This window comes from Duganella phyllosphaerae, assembly GCF_001758785.1.
In the GTDB taxonomy this organism is placed as follows: domain Bacteria; phylum Pseudomonadota; class Gammaproteobacteria; order Burkholderiales; family Burkholderiaceae_D; genus Rugamonas; species Rugamonas phyllosphaerae.
The window spans coordinates 1-13,245 of sequence record NZ_LROM01000085.1 but is presented as its reverse complement, the minus strand read 5'-3'; the positions used below and the strand labels follow the sequence as shown (position 1 = coordinate 13,245).

Annotated in this window: 12 protein-coding genes; 3 read left to right on the top strand and 9 right to left on the bottom strand. The window is 65.7% G+C overall.

Going from position 1 to position 13,245, the window contains the following annotated elements; genetic code table 11:
* Positions 1–34 precede the first annotated feature (34 nt).
* Positions 35–661: a GIN domain-containing protein gene (locus DUPY_RS12295; RefSeq protein ID WP_070248429.1), complete on the top strand. Its 627-nt coding sequence runs from the start codon at positions 35–37 to the stop codon at positions 659–661.
* 56 nt (positions 662–717) lie between these two features.
* Positions 718–2,631, top strand: a complete 1,914-nt coding sequence (locus DUPY_RS12290) for a putative bifunctional diguanylate cyclase/phosphodiesterase (protein WP_070248427.1) — start codon at positions 718–720, stop codon at positions 2,629–2,631.
* Here DUPY_RS12290 and DUPY_RS12285 read toward each other — a convergent pair.
* Positions 2,615–3,487: a head GIN domain-containing protein gene (locus DUPY_RS12285; protein WP_070248426.1), complete on the bottom strand. Its 873-nt coding sequence runs from the start codon at positions 3,485–3,487 to the stop codon at positions 2,615–2,617. The two genes, DUPY_RS12290 and DUPY_RS12285, sit on opposite strands and share 17 nt — an antisense overlap.
* 137 nt (positions 3,488–3,624) lie before the next feature.
* On the opposite strand from DUPY_RS12285, the gene DUPY_RS12280 reads away from it, so the two are divergent.
* Positions 3,625–3,966 carry a nucleotide pyrophosphohydrolase gene (locus DUPY_RS12280; RefSeq protein WP_371851788.1) on the top strand — a complete coding sequence of 114 codons (342 nt, stop codon included), beginning with the start codon at positions 3,625–3,627 and terminating at the stop codon, positions 3,964–3,966.
* A gap of 96 nt (positions 3,967–4,062) precedes the next feature.
* On the opposite strand, the gene DUPY_RS12275 is transcribed toward DUPY_RS12280, so the two are convergent.
* The 8 genes from DUPY_RS12275 to DUPY_RS12245 form a co-directional block, all read right to left on the bottom strand.
* Positions 4,063–4,944, bottom strand: coding sequence for an alpha/beta hydrolase family protein (locus tag DUPY_RS12275; RefSeq protein ID WP_070248424.1), 882 nt, complete (start codon positions 4,942–4,944; stop codon positions 4,063–4,065).
* Positions 4,945–5,065: 121 nt separating this feature from the next.
* Complete coding sequence (locus DUPY_RS12270; RefSeq protein WP_070248423.1) at positions 5,066–7,537, bottom strand: TonB-dependent receptor plug domain-containing protein; 2,472 nt, start codon at positions 7,535–7,537, stop codon at positions 5,066–5,068.
* Positions 7,538–7,591: 54 nt separating this feature from the next.
* Entirely contained in the window at positions 7,592–8,101 is a 510-nt protein-coding gene (locus tag DUPY_RS12265) for a RidA family protein (protein WP_070248422.1), read from the bottom strand.
* A gap of 17 nt (positions 8,102–8,118) precedes the next feature.
* Positions 8,119–8,577 (bottom strand): c-type cytochrome, encoded by a 459-nt coding sequence (locus DUPY_RS12260; RefSeq protein ID WP_229255341.1) that lies wholly within the window; start codon positions 8,575–8,577, stop codon positions 8,119–8,121.
* Positions 8,535–10,142, bottom strand: a complete 1,608-nt coding sequence (locus tag DUPY_RS12255) for a flavin monoamine oxidase family protein (RefSeq protein ID WP_070248419.1) — start codon at positions 10,140–10,142, stop codon at positions 8,535–8,537. The genes DUPY_RS12260 and DUPY_RS12255 overlap by 43 nt, the downstream gene beginning before the upstream one ends.
* Before the next feature lie 345 nt (positions 10,143–10,487).
* The gene (locus tag DUPY_RS12250; protein WP_070248417.1) at positions 10,488–12,377 is read right to left on the bottom strand and encodes a TnsB C-terminal domain-containing protein; all 1,890 of its coding nucleotides are present in this window, start codon (positions 12,375–12,377) and stop codon (positions 10,488–10,490) included.
* A complete protein-coding gene (locus DUPY_RS28390; protein ID WP_167359063.1) occupies positions 12,377–12,514 on the bottom strand; it encodes a hypothetical protein in 138 nt (45 codons plus the stop codon). The genes DUPY_RS12250 and DUPY_RS28390 overlap by 1 nt, the downstream gene beginning before the upstream one ends.
* 267 nt (positions 12,515–12,781) lie before the next feature.
* Positions 12,782–13,245, bottom strand: a 464-nt coding sequence (locus DUPY_RS12245) for a DbpA RNA binding domain-containing protein (RefSeq protein WP_208600036.1), incomplete at its 5' end; no start/stop codon positions are given.

The window sequence follows — 13,245 nt, the reverse complement described above, 5'->3', positions numbered from 1 at the left end:
CCATGTTTAAAAATGCAATCTGATCGAGGAACCCATGCGCCGCCTTCTGTTCGCCACCCTGTTCGCCGCCGCCCTGCCCTGGTCGGCAACTGCCGCCGAATCCGTCCGCCAGGTGGCGCCGTTCATCGCGGTCAACGCAAAAGGCGCGTTCGCCATGACGGTCGAAGCGGGCAAGACGCAGTCGGTCAGGATCTCCGGCGAAGACGCGTTCGTGGCCGCGCTCGAGACGCGCGTGGTGGACAACGAGCTGCAAATCACCGTCAACGGCAAGCAGCCCAAGAACAACAAGGGCGATGCGCGCGTGACCATCACCCTGCCGTCGCTCAGCCGGGTCAAGGTGGAAGGCGCGGGCGAAACCATCATTACCGGCGTGGCCAGCGACCGCCTCGACGTGGGCTACCTGGGCGCCGGCCGGCTCAGCGCCAGCGGCAAGGTCAAATACCTGCGCCTCAATGCCAAGGGCGTGGGCGAAGTCGATACCAAGGCCTTGCACGCCGAGCGCGTGGATGTCAATTTCAGCGGCGTGGGCGATGTCAGCGTGTACGCCAGCGACACCGTCAACGCGGTGGCCAAGGGCATGGGCTCGCTGACCTACTACGGCAAGCCGAAGACCATCAACAAGTCGGTATCGGGCATCGGCAACGTCAGCGCCGGCGACTGATCCGACCGTAGTGCTAGCGGTAACGCGATAAAACAATAAACAATACCGGGGGCAGCGTGGCTGAAGCAAACGACATCGCCCACTGGCGCGCGCGGATCTTTGCGCGGCTGCTGCAAGTGGTATTTGTGCTCGGCCTGTTGACGGCAGTGCCCAGCGCCCTGCTGGCCGCCAATGCCGGCTTGTGGTCGGTCGCCATCATGGACTGCATTGCAGTGGCATGGATCGGCGCCATCCTGGTACTGCGGCGCGTGGCATACACCATCCGCGTGGCCCACTTCCTGACCGTGGCGTTCATGGTCGGCGCGGGCCTGATGCTCAAGGTGGGGGCGGTCAGCCAGATCTACCTGATGGCCGTGCCGGTGCTGGCGGCGCTGCTGCTCGGCATGTGGCCCGCGATCTGGATCCTGCTGCTGACCGGCCTGACGGTGCTGCTGCTCAGTATCGAGCCGGAGGTACCGATGGTTATCGCCGGCATGCCAGACTACGGCCTGCTCAAGGCGGCCATCCTGGCGCTCAACTTCATGTTCATGACGTCCATCCTCACGCTGTGCTGCGCAGTGCTGTTGAAGCAGCTGGCCAGTTCGTTCGACGAATTGCGCCTGCACTCGGAAGACAACCACCGGCTGGCGTTCTTCGACGTGCTCACCGGTCTGCCCAACCGCCGCCTGCTGATGGACCGCATCGACCAGTTGCTGGCCAGCTCGCAGCGGGGCGGCACCTTCAGCGCCGTGATGTTCGTCGATCTCGACCGCTTCAAGACCATCAACGACGCGCGCGGCCACGCCGTCGGCGACGCCGTGCTGTGCCAGGCCGCCGCGCGGCTGGAACAAACGGTGCGCAAGGCCGACACGGTGGCGCGCATTGGCGGCGATGAATTCGTGGTGCTGCTCGGCCACCTGGCGGACGACCTGATCACCGCATCGCAGGCGGCGCGGCTGGTGGCCGAAAAAATCCGCGCAGCCCTGGGCCAGGATGTCGAGATCGACGGCCAGCGATATCGCTGCACGGCCAGCATCGGCGTCACCATGCTGCCCCGCCGCTGCAATGATGGCAGCACAGGTGCACGCGCAGACCAGAGCGCGCTCGACCTGCTGCGCGAAGCCGATACCGCGATGTACCGCGCCAAGTCCGGGGGCCGCGACGGCGTCGCCTTTTTCGAGGCGTCGATGCAGGCGGCAGTGGAGCAGCGGCTGTCGATGGAGCGCGAGCTGGCGGCGGCGCTGGCCGGCGGCGCGCTGCGCATGGTGGTGCAGCCGCAGGTGGACCGCCAGGGTCGCGTGGTCGGCGCCGAGATGCTGATGCGCTGGCCGCAGCCCGACGGCAGCATGGTGCCGCCCAATGTATTCATCCCGGTGGCCGAGGAATCGGGCCTGATCCTGGCGCTGGGCGCGTGGGCCATGCGCCAGGCCTGCGAAAGCGTGCTGCTGCTGGCGCGCGCCGGCGTGCCGTTGCCGCTGTCGGTCAATGTCAGTCCCAGCCAGTTTCGCCAGCCCGATTTTGTGGAACAGGTGCGCGGCGTGCTGGCCGACACCGGCGCCCCGGCCTCGATGCTGGTGCTGGAAGTGACCGAGGGCGTACTGATCGACCACATGGCCGACACCATCGCGCGCATGCGGCAGCTGGCCGCACTGGGCCTGCGTTTTTCGATCGACGATTTCGGCACCGGCTATTCGAGCCTGGCCTACCTGCGCCAGATGCCGCTCTATGAACTCAAGATCGACCGCAGCTTCATCATGGATACGCCGGGCGACGCCGGCAGCGTGGCGCTGGTGCAGGCCATCCTGGCCATGGCCGGCCACCTCGGGCTGAAGGTGGTGGCCGAGGGCGTGGAAACGCGTGAGCAGGCCGACTTTTTGATCGGCCACGATTGCGCCTGCATGCAGGGCTACCTGTTCGGGCGGCCGATGCCGCTGGCGGCGCTGATCGCACTGCTGCCACCCGCCACGGTATCCGTTACTGCACCACGGTGATACGCTTGCCGCTGACGCTGCGCTGCGCCGGATTGCCATAGACCGTGATACTGCCGGAGCCGTTGCTGCCCGCCACCAGCGAGCCGCTAGCGGTGGCTGTCGCGCTGCCCGAACCGTTGGTGGAGATATCGGCATCGCGAGCGGACAGGCCTGCCAGGTCGGCGCTGCCCGAGCCGCTCAGGCGCACCCGCAGCCGTTCCACGCTGCCGCTGGCGGTGGCGCTGCCGGAACCGCGCAACTCGAGTCCCAGCGACTGCCCGTGCAGGCGGCCCAGTTGAAGCCGCCCGGAGCCGTTCAGGGTGGCGTCGGTGGTGACGCTGTCGAGGGCATTGGCGTTCATGCTGCCCGACCCGTTGAGGCGCACATCGAAGCGGTCGACCCGGCCAGCGATCTCGACGTCGCGCGAGCCGTTAAGACGCAGCTGGAAGTCGCCGCCATTCAGACCGGTCACCTGCAGGCGCCCCGAGCCATTTGCCTCGGCCTGGCGCAAGCGTGGCAAAGTGAGCGTGACCCGCAGCGGGTTGGAAGAGCGCACGCTGCCCTCGGTCCGCAAGCGCAGGGTACCGCCGCTGGCATCGGTGATCAGCAGCGGCAGCAGGTTGCTGTCGCCCTCCACCGTCAACGACGGCGCCTGCCCCACCCGCACCGTCACGACCATCGAACCGCTGATGTCGATGCCATCGACACTGGCGCTGACGACGCGCTGCTCGGTCAGCACCTGGCCATTGCCCTGCACCGCATTGCTGCTGAACGCGGACTTGATCTGGGCATTGCCATCATCGGGCACGACGATCACGGCGCAGCCGGCGATCAGGGCGAGGACAAGGGCGGAAGAAGAAAAGGCGAGACGGCGCATGGCGGAGTTCCTGGTCAGTGGTGATGTTGCCACTGTAGCCAGAATGTCCGGCGACGGTGCTGGCGATGCGACGAACGGTAAAATTCGTGGCCTGAACCGCGTTTTGCCGCCTTGCCCGGAGTGCTACCATGGCGGACATGAACACTCCTCCCGACAGCCTGGCGCACCTGCGCGCCCTCACCCGCCAGTTCGCCCAAGACCGCGACTGGGCGCCGTTCCACACGCCGAAGAACCTGGCCATGGCGCTGTCGGTCGAGGTGGCCGAGCTGATCGAACATTTCCAGTGGCTGCCCACCGGCGTGGACGCCGAACTCGATGACGCCGCCCGCCTGGGCATCCGCCACGAGCTGGCCGACGTGCTGCTCTACCTGGTGCAACTGGCCGACCAGGCCGGCGTGGACCTGCACGCGGCGGCGCTGGAAAAGATCGCGCTCAATGCGGTGAAGTACCCGCCGCCCCCGGGCGCTGTTTACCCCTGAGACCCGTGGGGTCGGACCCCGTCGGGGGCGCTGTTTACCCCTGAGACCCGTGGGGTCGGACCCCGTCGGGGGTCCGCCCCCGGACGGCCTTGCGGGTTAGTTCGCCGGCATGCCCAGCGCCTTGCGTATCTCGGCGCCCACGATATGCCACGCCGCCGACGTGCTCGACACTTCGTCATAATGGCTGCCCCCCGGCAGCAGCACCACCTCGGCCGCATCGCCGGCAGCACGCGCGCGCCGGGCGTAGTCCTCGCCCGCGCGCGGTGGTGCGATGGTATCGAGTTCGCCGTGGATCAGCACCGTGCGCACGCCGGCCGGCAGCAGCTCGGCCGGCGAGGTGTCGGCGTACACGTCCGGGCGAGCCTCGCTCGGCAAGCCGGCCAGTTGTTCGGTGCTGCGGTCGCAGCTGGTCTGGATCAGCTTTGCCTCGTTGCGCAAATCGGCCAGGCCGCCCAGGCTGATCACCACCGGTACCGGCAGCGGATCGGCCACGTACAACGGGCTCGATGTGGGCAACCGCGCGCGCGATCCGGCCCACTGCGCCAGGTGGCCGCCGGCCGAATGCCCGACCAGCACCACGCGCGCCAGGTCCAGCTGGTACTGCGGCGCCAGCGTGCGCAGGCGGTCCATGGCGGTGGCCACGTCCTGGTACATGCCGGGATAGCCGCCGCCGTCCTCGTCGTAGCGGCGGTATTCGATATTCCACACGGCGACGCCCTGCGCGGCCAGCGCGCCGGCCATGTTGCGCATCTGGACGATGCCGCCGAACTGCTTGGTCCAGCAGCCGCCGTGGATGATGGCCGCCACCGGGTGCGGTCCCGGTCCGGCGGGTGCGAACAGCTCGGCGAACTGGGAGGGCGCTGCGCCGTAGGCGATGTGCGCGGTGGGGGCCGGGCCGCTCAAGGCCAGGTAGTGATCGAGCGACATCGGCGCGGTGACGATGGCGGCGGCCAGCAAGGTGGTGGCGGTGATACTCATGGTGGGCGTGCTCCGGATGGGAAGCGGCCATGCTACACCATCGGTCCAACCCGCACAGCGAAAAAAGGGGTCGGACCCGGATGGGTCCGACCCCGCGAGGGACGGCAGTGCGGACTACAAGTTAGAACTTGTAGTTGGCGCGCGCGTAGTAGTAACCGCCGTTGATGCCGAACGGCGAGAACGATGGCAGCACCGTGACGGCGGCGTTGTCGAGCGCCGCGCGCTGGTCGGCCAGCAGCGCCGGGTTGATGCCGTTCGGGTACAGGTTGAACAGGTTGTTCGCGCCCACCGCCACCGACCACGCGTTGTCGATCTTGTAGCCCACTTCGAGATCGGTGATGGCGCGCATCTTGATCTCGTTCTTGTGATACACGGCGCCGTCTTCACTGTCGTAGTTGTTCGACTTGCCGTAGATCGCTTCGCGCAGGTTGACGGTCCAGTTACCGATCTTCCACAGCGCGCCCAGGTTCACGCGCATTTTCGGCGAGGCCGTCTCCAGGTTGGAAATGGCAGTCTTGTCGAGCAGCGTTTGCGGCATCAGCTGGGTGGGCGCCTGGTTAATTTGGGTCACTTCCACCTTGTTGTAGTTGGCGGCGATCGACCAGTCCACGCGGCCGTAGGTGCCATAGCTTTCGTTGAGGGTGGCGACGAACTCCATGCCCCGGCTGCGGGTGTTGACCGCGTTCGAGAAGATGTTGATGCCGGTCTGGCTGACGGTGCTGTCAAGCACATTGCCGTTGGCCAGGATCGCCGACACCACCGCCGGCGAGTTGATCGCGCCACCGGAACCGTACAAGGCGCCGGAACCGACGATGCGGTCGCGGATCTTGATCTGGTACACGTCCACCGTCACATTGAGGTTGCTGGCGGGGTTGAACACCAGGCCGAAACTGAGGTTGTTCGACTTCTCGGGCTTGAGGCCATTCACACCCACCAGGCGGGCGCCCGGCGAATTGGGCGCCAGCTGCACGAACGCGCTGGTCGGGCCGACGTTGGTAGCCGAGTAGTACGATTCGGCCAGGGTCGGCGCGCGGAAGCCGTTACTGATGGTGCCGCGCACGGCTGCCGTCGGCGTCATTTCGTAGCGCGAGGTGAGCTTGCCCACGCGGGCGCTGCCAAAATCGCTGAAGTGCTCGTAGCGACCGGCTAGGTCGACCGTCAAATCCTTCACCGGGTTGCCGGCGACGTTGACGTAAGCGGCCTTGTTGGTGCGGCGGTGCTTGCCGGCGTCGGTCAGCGAGAAGCCCGGATACGACTGCGAGCCTTCCTTGTAGCGCGAGGCCGGATCGCCTGCCTGGATTTCATACTGGTCGACGCGGTATTCGAGGCCCGTGGCAAACGTCAGCGGCTTGCTCCAGCCTACCTCGATTTCGCGGCTCGCTTCGAGCGTGGTGGTGGTCTGGGTGGCGACGAAGGCGCCGGCCGAGAACTCGGTCGGCGAGGCGCCGGTGTCCGCGAACAGGGAGGCATTGACCGAATCTTCCACACCGATGCGCGACTTGTCGCGGCCATAGGTGGTGCTGATGTCGGTGTTCCAGTCGGCCAGCTTGCCCTTGACGCCGATGGTCAGCGCCACATCGTCCTGCTTGATCGCCTCTTTCGGCGAGAAGCCCTGCGGGTACAGGCCCGGCACGCGGTTGGGCAGGCGGTAGTTTTCGTAGGCGCTCGCTTCCTTGCGGCCGGCGGTCAGGATCGAGTACAGCTGGCTGTTGGCGTCGATGTCCCAGCCGAAGTTGGCTGCCAAAACATTGAGGTGATATGCGGCGTCGCCCTGGATCTTGTTCAGGTACGGGTAGCCGGAAATTTGCGTCATGCCGGGGATATTGGCGACGTTGCGCGGATCGACCAGGCGCGGGTCGATGCCGCCACGGTCGCTGTGGCCATGGTATTTCGAATCCACGGTCACGCTCAGGTACGCGTTCTCGAACGGTTCAACGCCGAAGTTGACGGCGCCGCTGGCGCTGCGTCCACCACCATCCCAATAGCCGCCGCCGGTGACCGTCGCATTGCCGCCCCGGTTGTTCGATTTAAGGATGATGTTGATCACGCCGGCGATGGCGTCGGAGCCGTATTGGGCGGCAGCGCCGTCCTGCAGCACTTCGATATGGTCGATCGCGGCGACCGGGATGTAGTTCAGGTCGGCCGCTGCGCCGCCCTGGTATGGCCCGCCCAGCACGGCCAGGTTGGCGGTGCCGTGGCGGCGCTTGCCGTTGATGAGCACCAGCGTGTTATTCGGGGACAGGCCGCGCAGGCGCGCCGACAGCGTCAGGTTGGCGGTGTCGCCGCCGAAGGCCTGGGCCGTGAACGACGGCAGGTTTTGCGCCAGCGCCTGGATCAGGTCCGGCTGGCCGGTGCGCTGCAGCGAAGCGGCGTCCAGTACCTGGATCGGCGAGGCGCTGTTTTCGGCTTTCATGCCGCTCGAGCGGGTGCCGGTGACGATGACCGAGGCGGTCGCGGCGACTTCGGTCGGTGCGACCGCCGCTGCAGCGACTTCGGCTTCAGCTTCGGCCGGTGCAGCGTAGGCAGAGGCGGCGCCAAACGCCAGGGTGGACAGGACGGCGGCAACGCCGATCTTGAGAGTGGTCTTGTGCATATTTTTAAATCCCCATTTTTGGAAAAAATTACAAAGTAAGACCTGCAACGCTTATTATTTTTTTGCGGCGACCACTTCGATTTCCACCAGCCAGCCCGGGTTGCTCAGCCCCGCCACCTGCACCACGGCGCGTGCCGGCAAATTGGGCTGGGCACCGCCGAAGTACTGGGTGTAGGCTTCCATGAAGCCCTTGGTATCGGCCTTGCCGCCCTTGGCCGGATCGCCCACCAGGAACACCTGCATCTTGACCACGTCGGACATTTGCAGCTTCATGCCTTCGAGGATTTCCTTGATCTTCTTGAGCACCGTCTCGGTCTGGGCCTTGGTGTCGCCAAAGGCAGCCAGCGTGTCGCCCGGCACTTCCTTGTTCACCACCGCCGGTACCTGGCCGCTGATGAAGTGAATGGTGGCGGTCGGCGGAATGGTCACCGCCAGCGCGATCGGGAAGTCCGAGTTCGGGATCTTGTGGCGCACAATCTCGGCGGCAGGCGCGGCAGCCTGGGCGGCGCTGCACAGCAGGCCGAAGGCGATCGGGGTCAACACGGTGGCAATGATTTTTTTCATGGTTCTCTCTCGTGGTTTTAATGTTTGTTCGACATTTCGGCGGTACCGAATTGCGCCACGCCCAGCGCGGTGCGCAGCTTGTGGATTTCGTCTTCGGTCAGCGCGTCGGCCTTGTTGCCCCATTCGCCGCGCACGTAGGTGAGAATGGCGGCCAGGTCGCGGTCGCTGATGGTTTCGGAAAAGTCCGGCATGCCGCCGCGCCCCTTGAGCAGCACGCCTGCCACTTCGGCATGGTCGCCGGTAACGAACTTGCTGCCGGCCAGGGCGGGGAAAGCGCCCGGGATGCCCTTGCCGCTGGCCTGGTGGCAGGCCGCGCAGTTTTTCATGAACAGCGCCTTGCCGTCCGGGGCTTGCGCGCGCGCCGGCGCCACGGCCAGCAGCGCGGTGGCCGCCAGCGCGGCGGCGCTCATCAGGGCAGTTGTCAGCACAGGCTTCATGCGCTGGCCCTCGCGTGGATGCGGGCGATCTGCTGCCATGCCGATTCGATGGCGCCCGCCTGCCAGCCGGTCAGATAGCTCAGGTGTTCGCCGGCCAGCATGATGCGGCCCTCGCCTTCCACCAGCGTGGGGTACGCGGCGGCGCGGGTCTTGTCGGTCCACTCGGCCCAGCCACCGAGGTTGTACTGCACCCGGTGCCACGCCACGGAAAACGCGTTCTCGTATTCCTTGCGGTACTGCGGGAAGATCTTCTCGCCGGCGGCCACCGCGAATTCGGCGCGTTCGGCCGGGCTCAAGGCGCTGATCTCGATGGCGGCGGTCTGGTACTGGTAGTAGCCGAGCACCACGCCCTTCTGCTTTTGCCAGTTCGACGACGGCAGCGAGATGGTGTTAATCCCGCGCAGGTCGGTCAGCACATGGCCGCCGTAGATCTGGTCGTCCTCTTCCCAGAAGCGGCGTTTCATTTGCAGGCCGATCTTGCCCACCGGGGCGTAGGCGACGGTGGCCACGGCCTTCTTGAACTTGTCCGAAAAATCGGTATCGATCTGGCGCAGCACCGACAATGGAATCGTGCACAGGCAGTAGTCGGCGGTGACGCTGCCGGCCTTGCCGCTGGCGGTGTCCTTGAAGGCGATGGTCACGCCCTTGTCGTTCTGGCGGATGGTCTGCACTTCGGCGCGGTAGCGGATCACTTTACCGAGGCGCTTTTCGAACGCCTTCGGAATCGCGTCCATGCCGCCCACCGGTTGGAACATGTTGGCCTGCATCGGGAAGTCGTGCACCGCGCTGTACACATTGCCCAGCTTCGATTCGAGCAGGTCCTTGAAACCCAGCGGGTCGGACGCCTTGCCCGGTCCCGGCTCCATGCCGGCGCCCGGATAGACGGTGTAACCGCGACCAGGACGGCCACTGTAAGTCAGATCGGTGGCGGACAAATGCCCTTCGTGCACCAGGTAGTCGAGCAGCAGGCGCTGGTCGTCGGCGCTCAGGGTTTGATCGAGCTGCTTGTTCTTGATCGACTTGGCCAGCAGTTCGTCGACGTGGCCGCGCATGTCGGCCTTGACCTCCTTGATGCGCATGCGCTTGCCCGCGAAAGGGCCGGCGTTTTCGGAGTACACATAAGAGTGGTCGTTTTCATTGACCATCACTTCCAGCGGCACCTCGAACAGGCGCGTGTAGTGCAGCGTGGACTGGTGGTGCAGCGGAATGCGCCACGGGCCGTGGTTGATGTACTGGCCGGCGTCGAAAGCGCAGGTCTGCTTCTCGCCACCGAGCTCGGTCAGCGCAAAGCCCTTGCGGGCTGTCTGGCAACGGCCACCGGCAAAGTCGCGCGCTTCGAGGATCTGGCATTGGTAGCCCAGTTTTCCCAGTTCGTAGGCAGCGGTGAGACCGGCCAGGCCGGCGCCCAGGATCACCACTTTTTTGCCCTTGCCGCTGCCGGTCAGTGCCGGCGGCGCCGACACGGTGGAGTTGATGCCCATGCCCCATGCATTCATGGTGGTCAACAGCAAGCTGGTGCCGCCCACCGCTGCGGCCCGGTACAGGAAGTCTCTGCGGGTAAAAGAGCTAAACGGTTTAAATGGTTTTACTGTTTTGCTTTGCATCTGCTTTCCTCGACTTTGTGCTGAAAAAACCCTGGAGTCACTAGCGTCTCCGTAGTCCTCTTCATAGCAAGCAGCGTGCCATATTGGAAAGCAAATAAACATCATTCGCCGCCAAAGCGAGCCTTGTTCTGCAACGCCTGCCGCATCGAACAAAGTTTTTTCGGCAGCGCATTGCGGGCGCTTGCAGCACGTCGCAGAGCGCGTCCGGCGACAAACTTTATTCACCTGAAACAGACTTTATTTGTGGCGATGCGGGTTACCGAAAAGTCGTCGGTACGCGAACGCACGCACCACCAGATGGCGGTGGTGCATTGCGGTGCAAGGGATCGAAAAGGCGAAGGAGAATCAGCCGGCGAAGCTGACCAGGGCGGCAGCGCTGGTGCGGATGATGGCATCCGCCGGTGCACTGGTTGCAGCAGCGGGCGGCAAGTGCGCCATTTCCGCTGCGCTCAGCTGGCGGCGCACGCCGGTGGCGTCGGCCAGGTGGCAGGCGTGGAACTGCGTCGGCGCGGCGGCGTCGAGCAGGTAGACGGTATCGAGGTTGGACGGATCGTGCGCCACCCTCACCTGCCAGCCGCCGCGCTGGCGCACGCGCTCGTACCAGCGCTCCTGCACGGCGCGCGCGCAGGTATAGCTGCTGTTGGCGAACGCGATGCCGTCGCAGCTCACCATGGCAGTGGCCACCGGCATCAGGCTGCACCGCACCAGGTGCTCCGGATAGGTCTTGAGCGCCCCGCCGCGGTGCTCCACGCCCCAGTCCCACAGGGTCGCCGGTGCCGCCGTATCCGGCGCAGGCTGGCGGTGGTTGTAGTACAGGATGCAGTCGATGACGATACGGGTGAACTGCGCCACATCGAGCACGCCGTCGAGCCGGCACGGCGCGCCAGCCACCAGAGCGTTGGCTCCGGTGGCGGCGTGGGCCACCTCGGGCGCCAGCAGCCGGAAGCGCCGCGCCAGCACTTCCTGCCAGTCCCCGGGTCCGTGGTCGGCGGTCACGCAGCGCAGGTTGAAGTTGGTGCGCAGCGTGCCGCCGTCGCCCCACTCGGCGCCGGCCAGCGCGGCCAGCGGTGCGGCCACGAACAACGTGTCGGGCAGATGGCGGCCGGGCCACTGGCCGGCCTCGATGCGGCGGCCGTACTGCTGGCTGTAACGCTGCTTGTCGGCGGCGCAGTTGGCCAGCGCCAGCATCGCCTGCGGCCAGTTGGCCGGTCCCAGGCCCACGTGCACGCCGGTGATCAGGCGGCTGTAAGCATCCTGCACCACGTAAATATGCGGACGGCCGATGGCCTGCTCGCGGTCGGCGCGCGACACCAGCTGCACGTCGGCGCGCATGGCGTCGAGCTGGTAGCTGGCCCCGGGGCGGCCGGGGGCCGACAGCGCTGTGGCGCGCAGCGCAGGTGCAGCGTCGGCCATGATGCCGCTGCCGGCCCGGGAACCACTACCGCTGCTGCGGCGCGCCACTTCCGGCGGGCGGTCGTCGTCGTGGTCGAGCCAGTAATTGAACTGGCCGAAGGTGGGCAGCATGGCGGCGCGCCGTTGCGGCGCGGTCTGCACCCGGCCGCTCACGGGGTCGATGCGGCGTTCGATGAAGAACTCGTCGAGCATTTGCTGGTAGGCGCCCAGGCGCGAGAACTTGTCGTGGCTGGCCGCATAGCGGGCGATCGCTACCCGGAAGATGCGGCGAATGTCCTCGTCGGCGTTCAGGCCCGGGCCGTCGTCGGCGCCGTTCTTGCGCGGCCGGCCGCGCTTGACACCTTCCGACGATTGGCGCACCTTGCCCTTGCCCCCGGAATTGCAGTAGTCGGGCAGCAGCGCATTGGGGGTTTGCCCGCGCTGCCAGTAGCGGCGCAGGTAGCGATAAATGGTGGGGTGCGACACCTGGTGTTCGGCGGTGGCGCGGGCGATCATCTGGCCGCGCTGGCGCGCATCGTAAATGTCGGGCTCCTGCGCCACCAGCGGCGCGATGATGTCCCAGGCGCGCGCGCGCAGCTGCAGGTATTTGGGCGGCAGCATTTCCTGGCTGACCACCATCAGGTAGGGATCGGCCGGCAGCACGCTGGCCCGGCCATCCCGCAAGTCGGCGAGCAACGCCGGCAACTGGACCAGTTCAACCTCGGCCGAGCGCGCCGCTACGTCATACACGTAAGCGTGTCGCTGGCCGGGGTCGATCCACAACACGCGGACGGTGCGCGCCGATGGCTGCGGGTAGTGCAGCAGATCGTTGCGCAGTAACATCAGAGATCCTTGCGCGACATGGTGAATGGCCGGGTATCGATCATGATGATGTTCGTCCCCGCATCGCTGTGTTGCCGCAACAGCGGCGGCTTGATCGCATCGACAAAGGTATTCCACAGCTTACTGAATGGCGTCATGGCTAAGCTCCGGTTCAACGACTTGTCTCCAGGTTGAGGCGCGTCAAGCGCACCGTTTATCACATTTGTGCCAAGTCATCATGCAATAAGCGGGCCACCCCGCGTTCTCCTATGAGAACACTTTGCCAACATCGCGCCAGGCACCACGTTTGCACTTTCACAAGCTTTTTCTTGGTGCAGCGCAGCACCGTAGATGTGCGGAAATAATCTGCGGAAATAGAAAAAGGGCCTTGCGGCCCCTTCATGGTGTTCTGCGTGGCGACAGGATCAGTATTTCTTGCCCGGCGCCGGTTTCTTTTTCGGCGCGGCCGCTTTGGGCGGCGTCGATTTGCCCGACTCCGGCGGCATGCGGTCCACCTGGCTGATCTTCAGCTGCGAACCACCGACCCAGACCTTGCCCAGGCTCTTGAACAGCTCGTTCGGCATGCCGTCCGGCAGTTCCAGCATCGAATACGTGTCGAAGATCTCGATGCGGCCGATCAGGCGCGCTTCCAGGCCGGTCTCGTTGGCGATGGCGCCGACGATGTTGGCCGGGGTGACGGCGTTGACGCTGCCCACTTCCACGCGGAAAGCGCTCATCGGCAAGGTGGCCTTGGCTGGCTTGTCCTTTTTCTTTTTCGGTGCTTCGTCGTCGAACTCGCTGGCGGCAGCGGCCACGGTGCGCGACAGTGGCGACAGCGACCTGTCGAACATGATGTACCAGCAGCGCGCCACGCGCCTGTCCGACAGCG

Bases quoted from the DNA above. Each gene is read 5' to 3' on its own strand.
- DUPY_RS12270 (WP_070248423.1), bottom strand. From the start codon at position 7,537: ATGCACAAGACCACTCTCAAGATCGGCGTTGCCGCCGTCCTGTCCACC.
- DUPY_RS12255 (WP_070248419.1), bottom strand. From the start codon at position 10,142: ATGCAAAGCAAAACAGTAAAACCATTTAAACCGTTTAGCTCTTTTACC.
- DUPY_RS12275 (WP_070248424.1), bottom strand. From the start codon at position 4,944: ATGAGTATCACCGCCACCACCTTGCTGGCCGCCGCCATCGTCACCGCG.
- DUPY_RS12250 (WP_070248417.1), bottom strand. From the start codon at position 12,377: ATGTTACTGCGCAACGATCTGCTGCACTACCCGCAGCCATCGGCGCGC.
- DUPY_RS12260 (WP_229255341.1), bottom strand. From the start codon at position 8,577: ATGGCAGCAGATCGCCCGCATCCACGCGAGGGCCAGCGCATGAAGCCT.
- DUPY_RS28390 (WP_167359063.1), bottom strand. From the start codon at position 12,514: ATGACGCCATTCAGTAAGCTGTGGAATACCTTTGTCGATGCGATCAAG.
- DUPY_RS12295 (WP_070248429.1), top strand. From the start codon at position 35: ATGCGCCGCCTTCTGTTCGCCACCCTGTTCGCCGCCGCCCTGCCCTGG.
- DUPY_RS12285 (WP_070248426.1), bottom strand. From the start codon at position 3,487: ATGCGCCGTCTCGCCTTTTCTTCTTCCGCCCTTGTCCTCGCCCTGATC.
- DUPY_RS12265 (WP_070248422.1), bottom strand. From the start codon at position 8,101: ATGAAAAAAATCATTGCCACCGTGTTGACCCCGATCGCCTTCGGCCTG.
- DUPY_RS12280 (WP_371851788.1), top strand. From the start codon at position 3,625: ATGAACACTCCTCCCGACAGCCTGGCGCACCTGCGCGCCCTCACCCGC.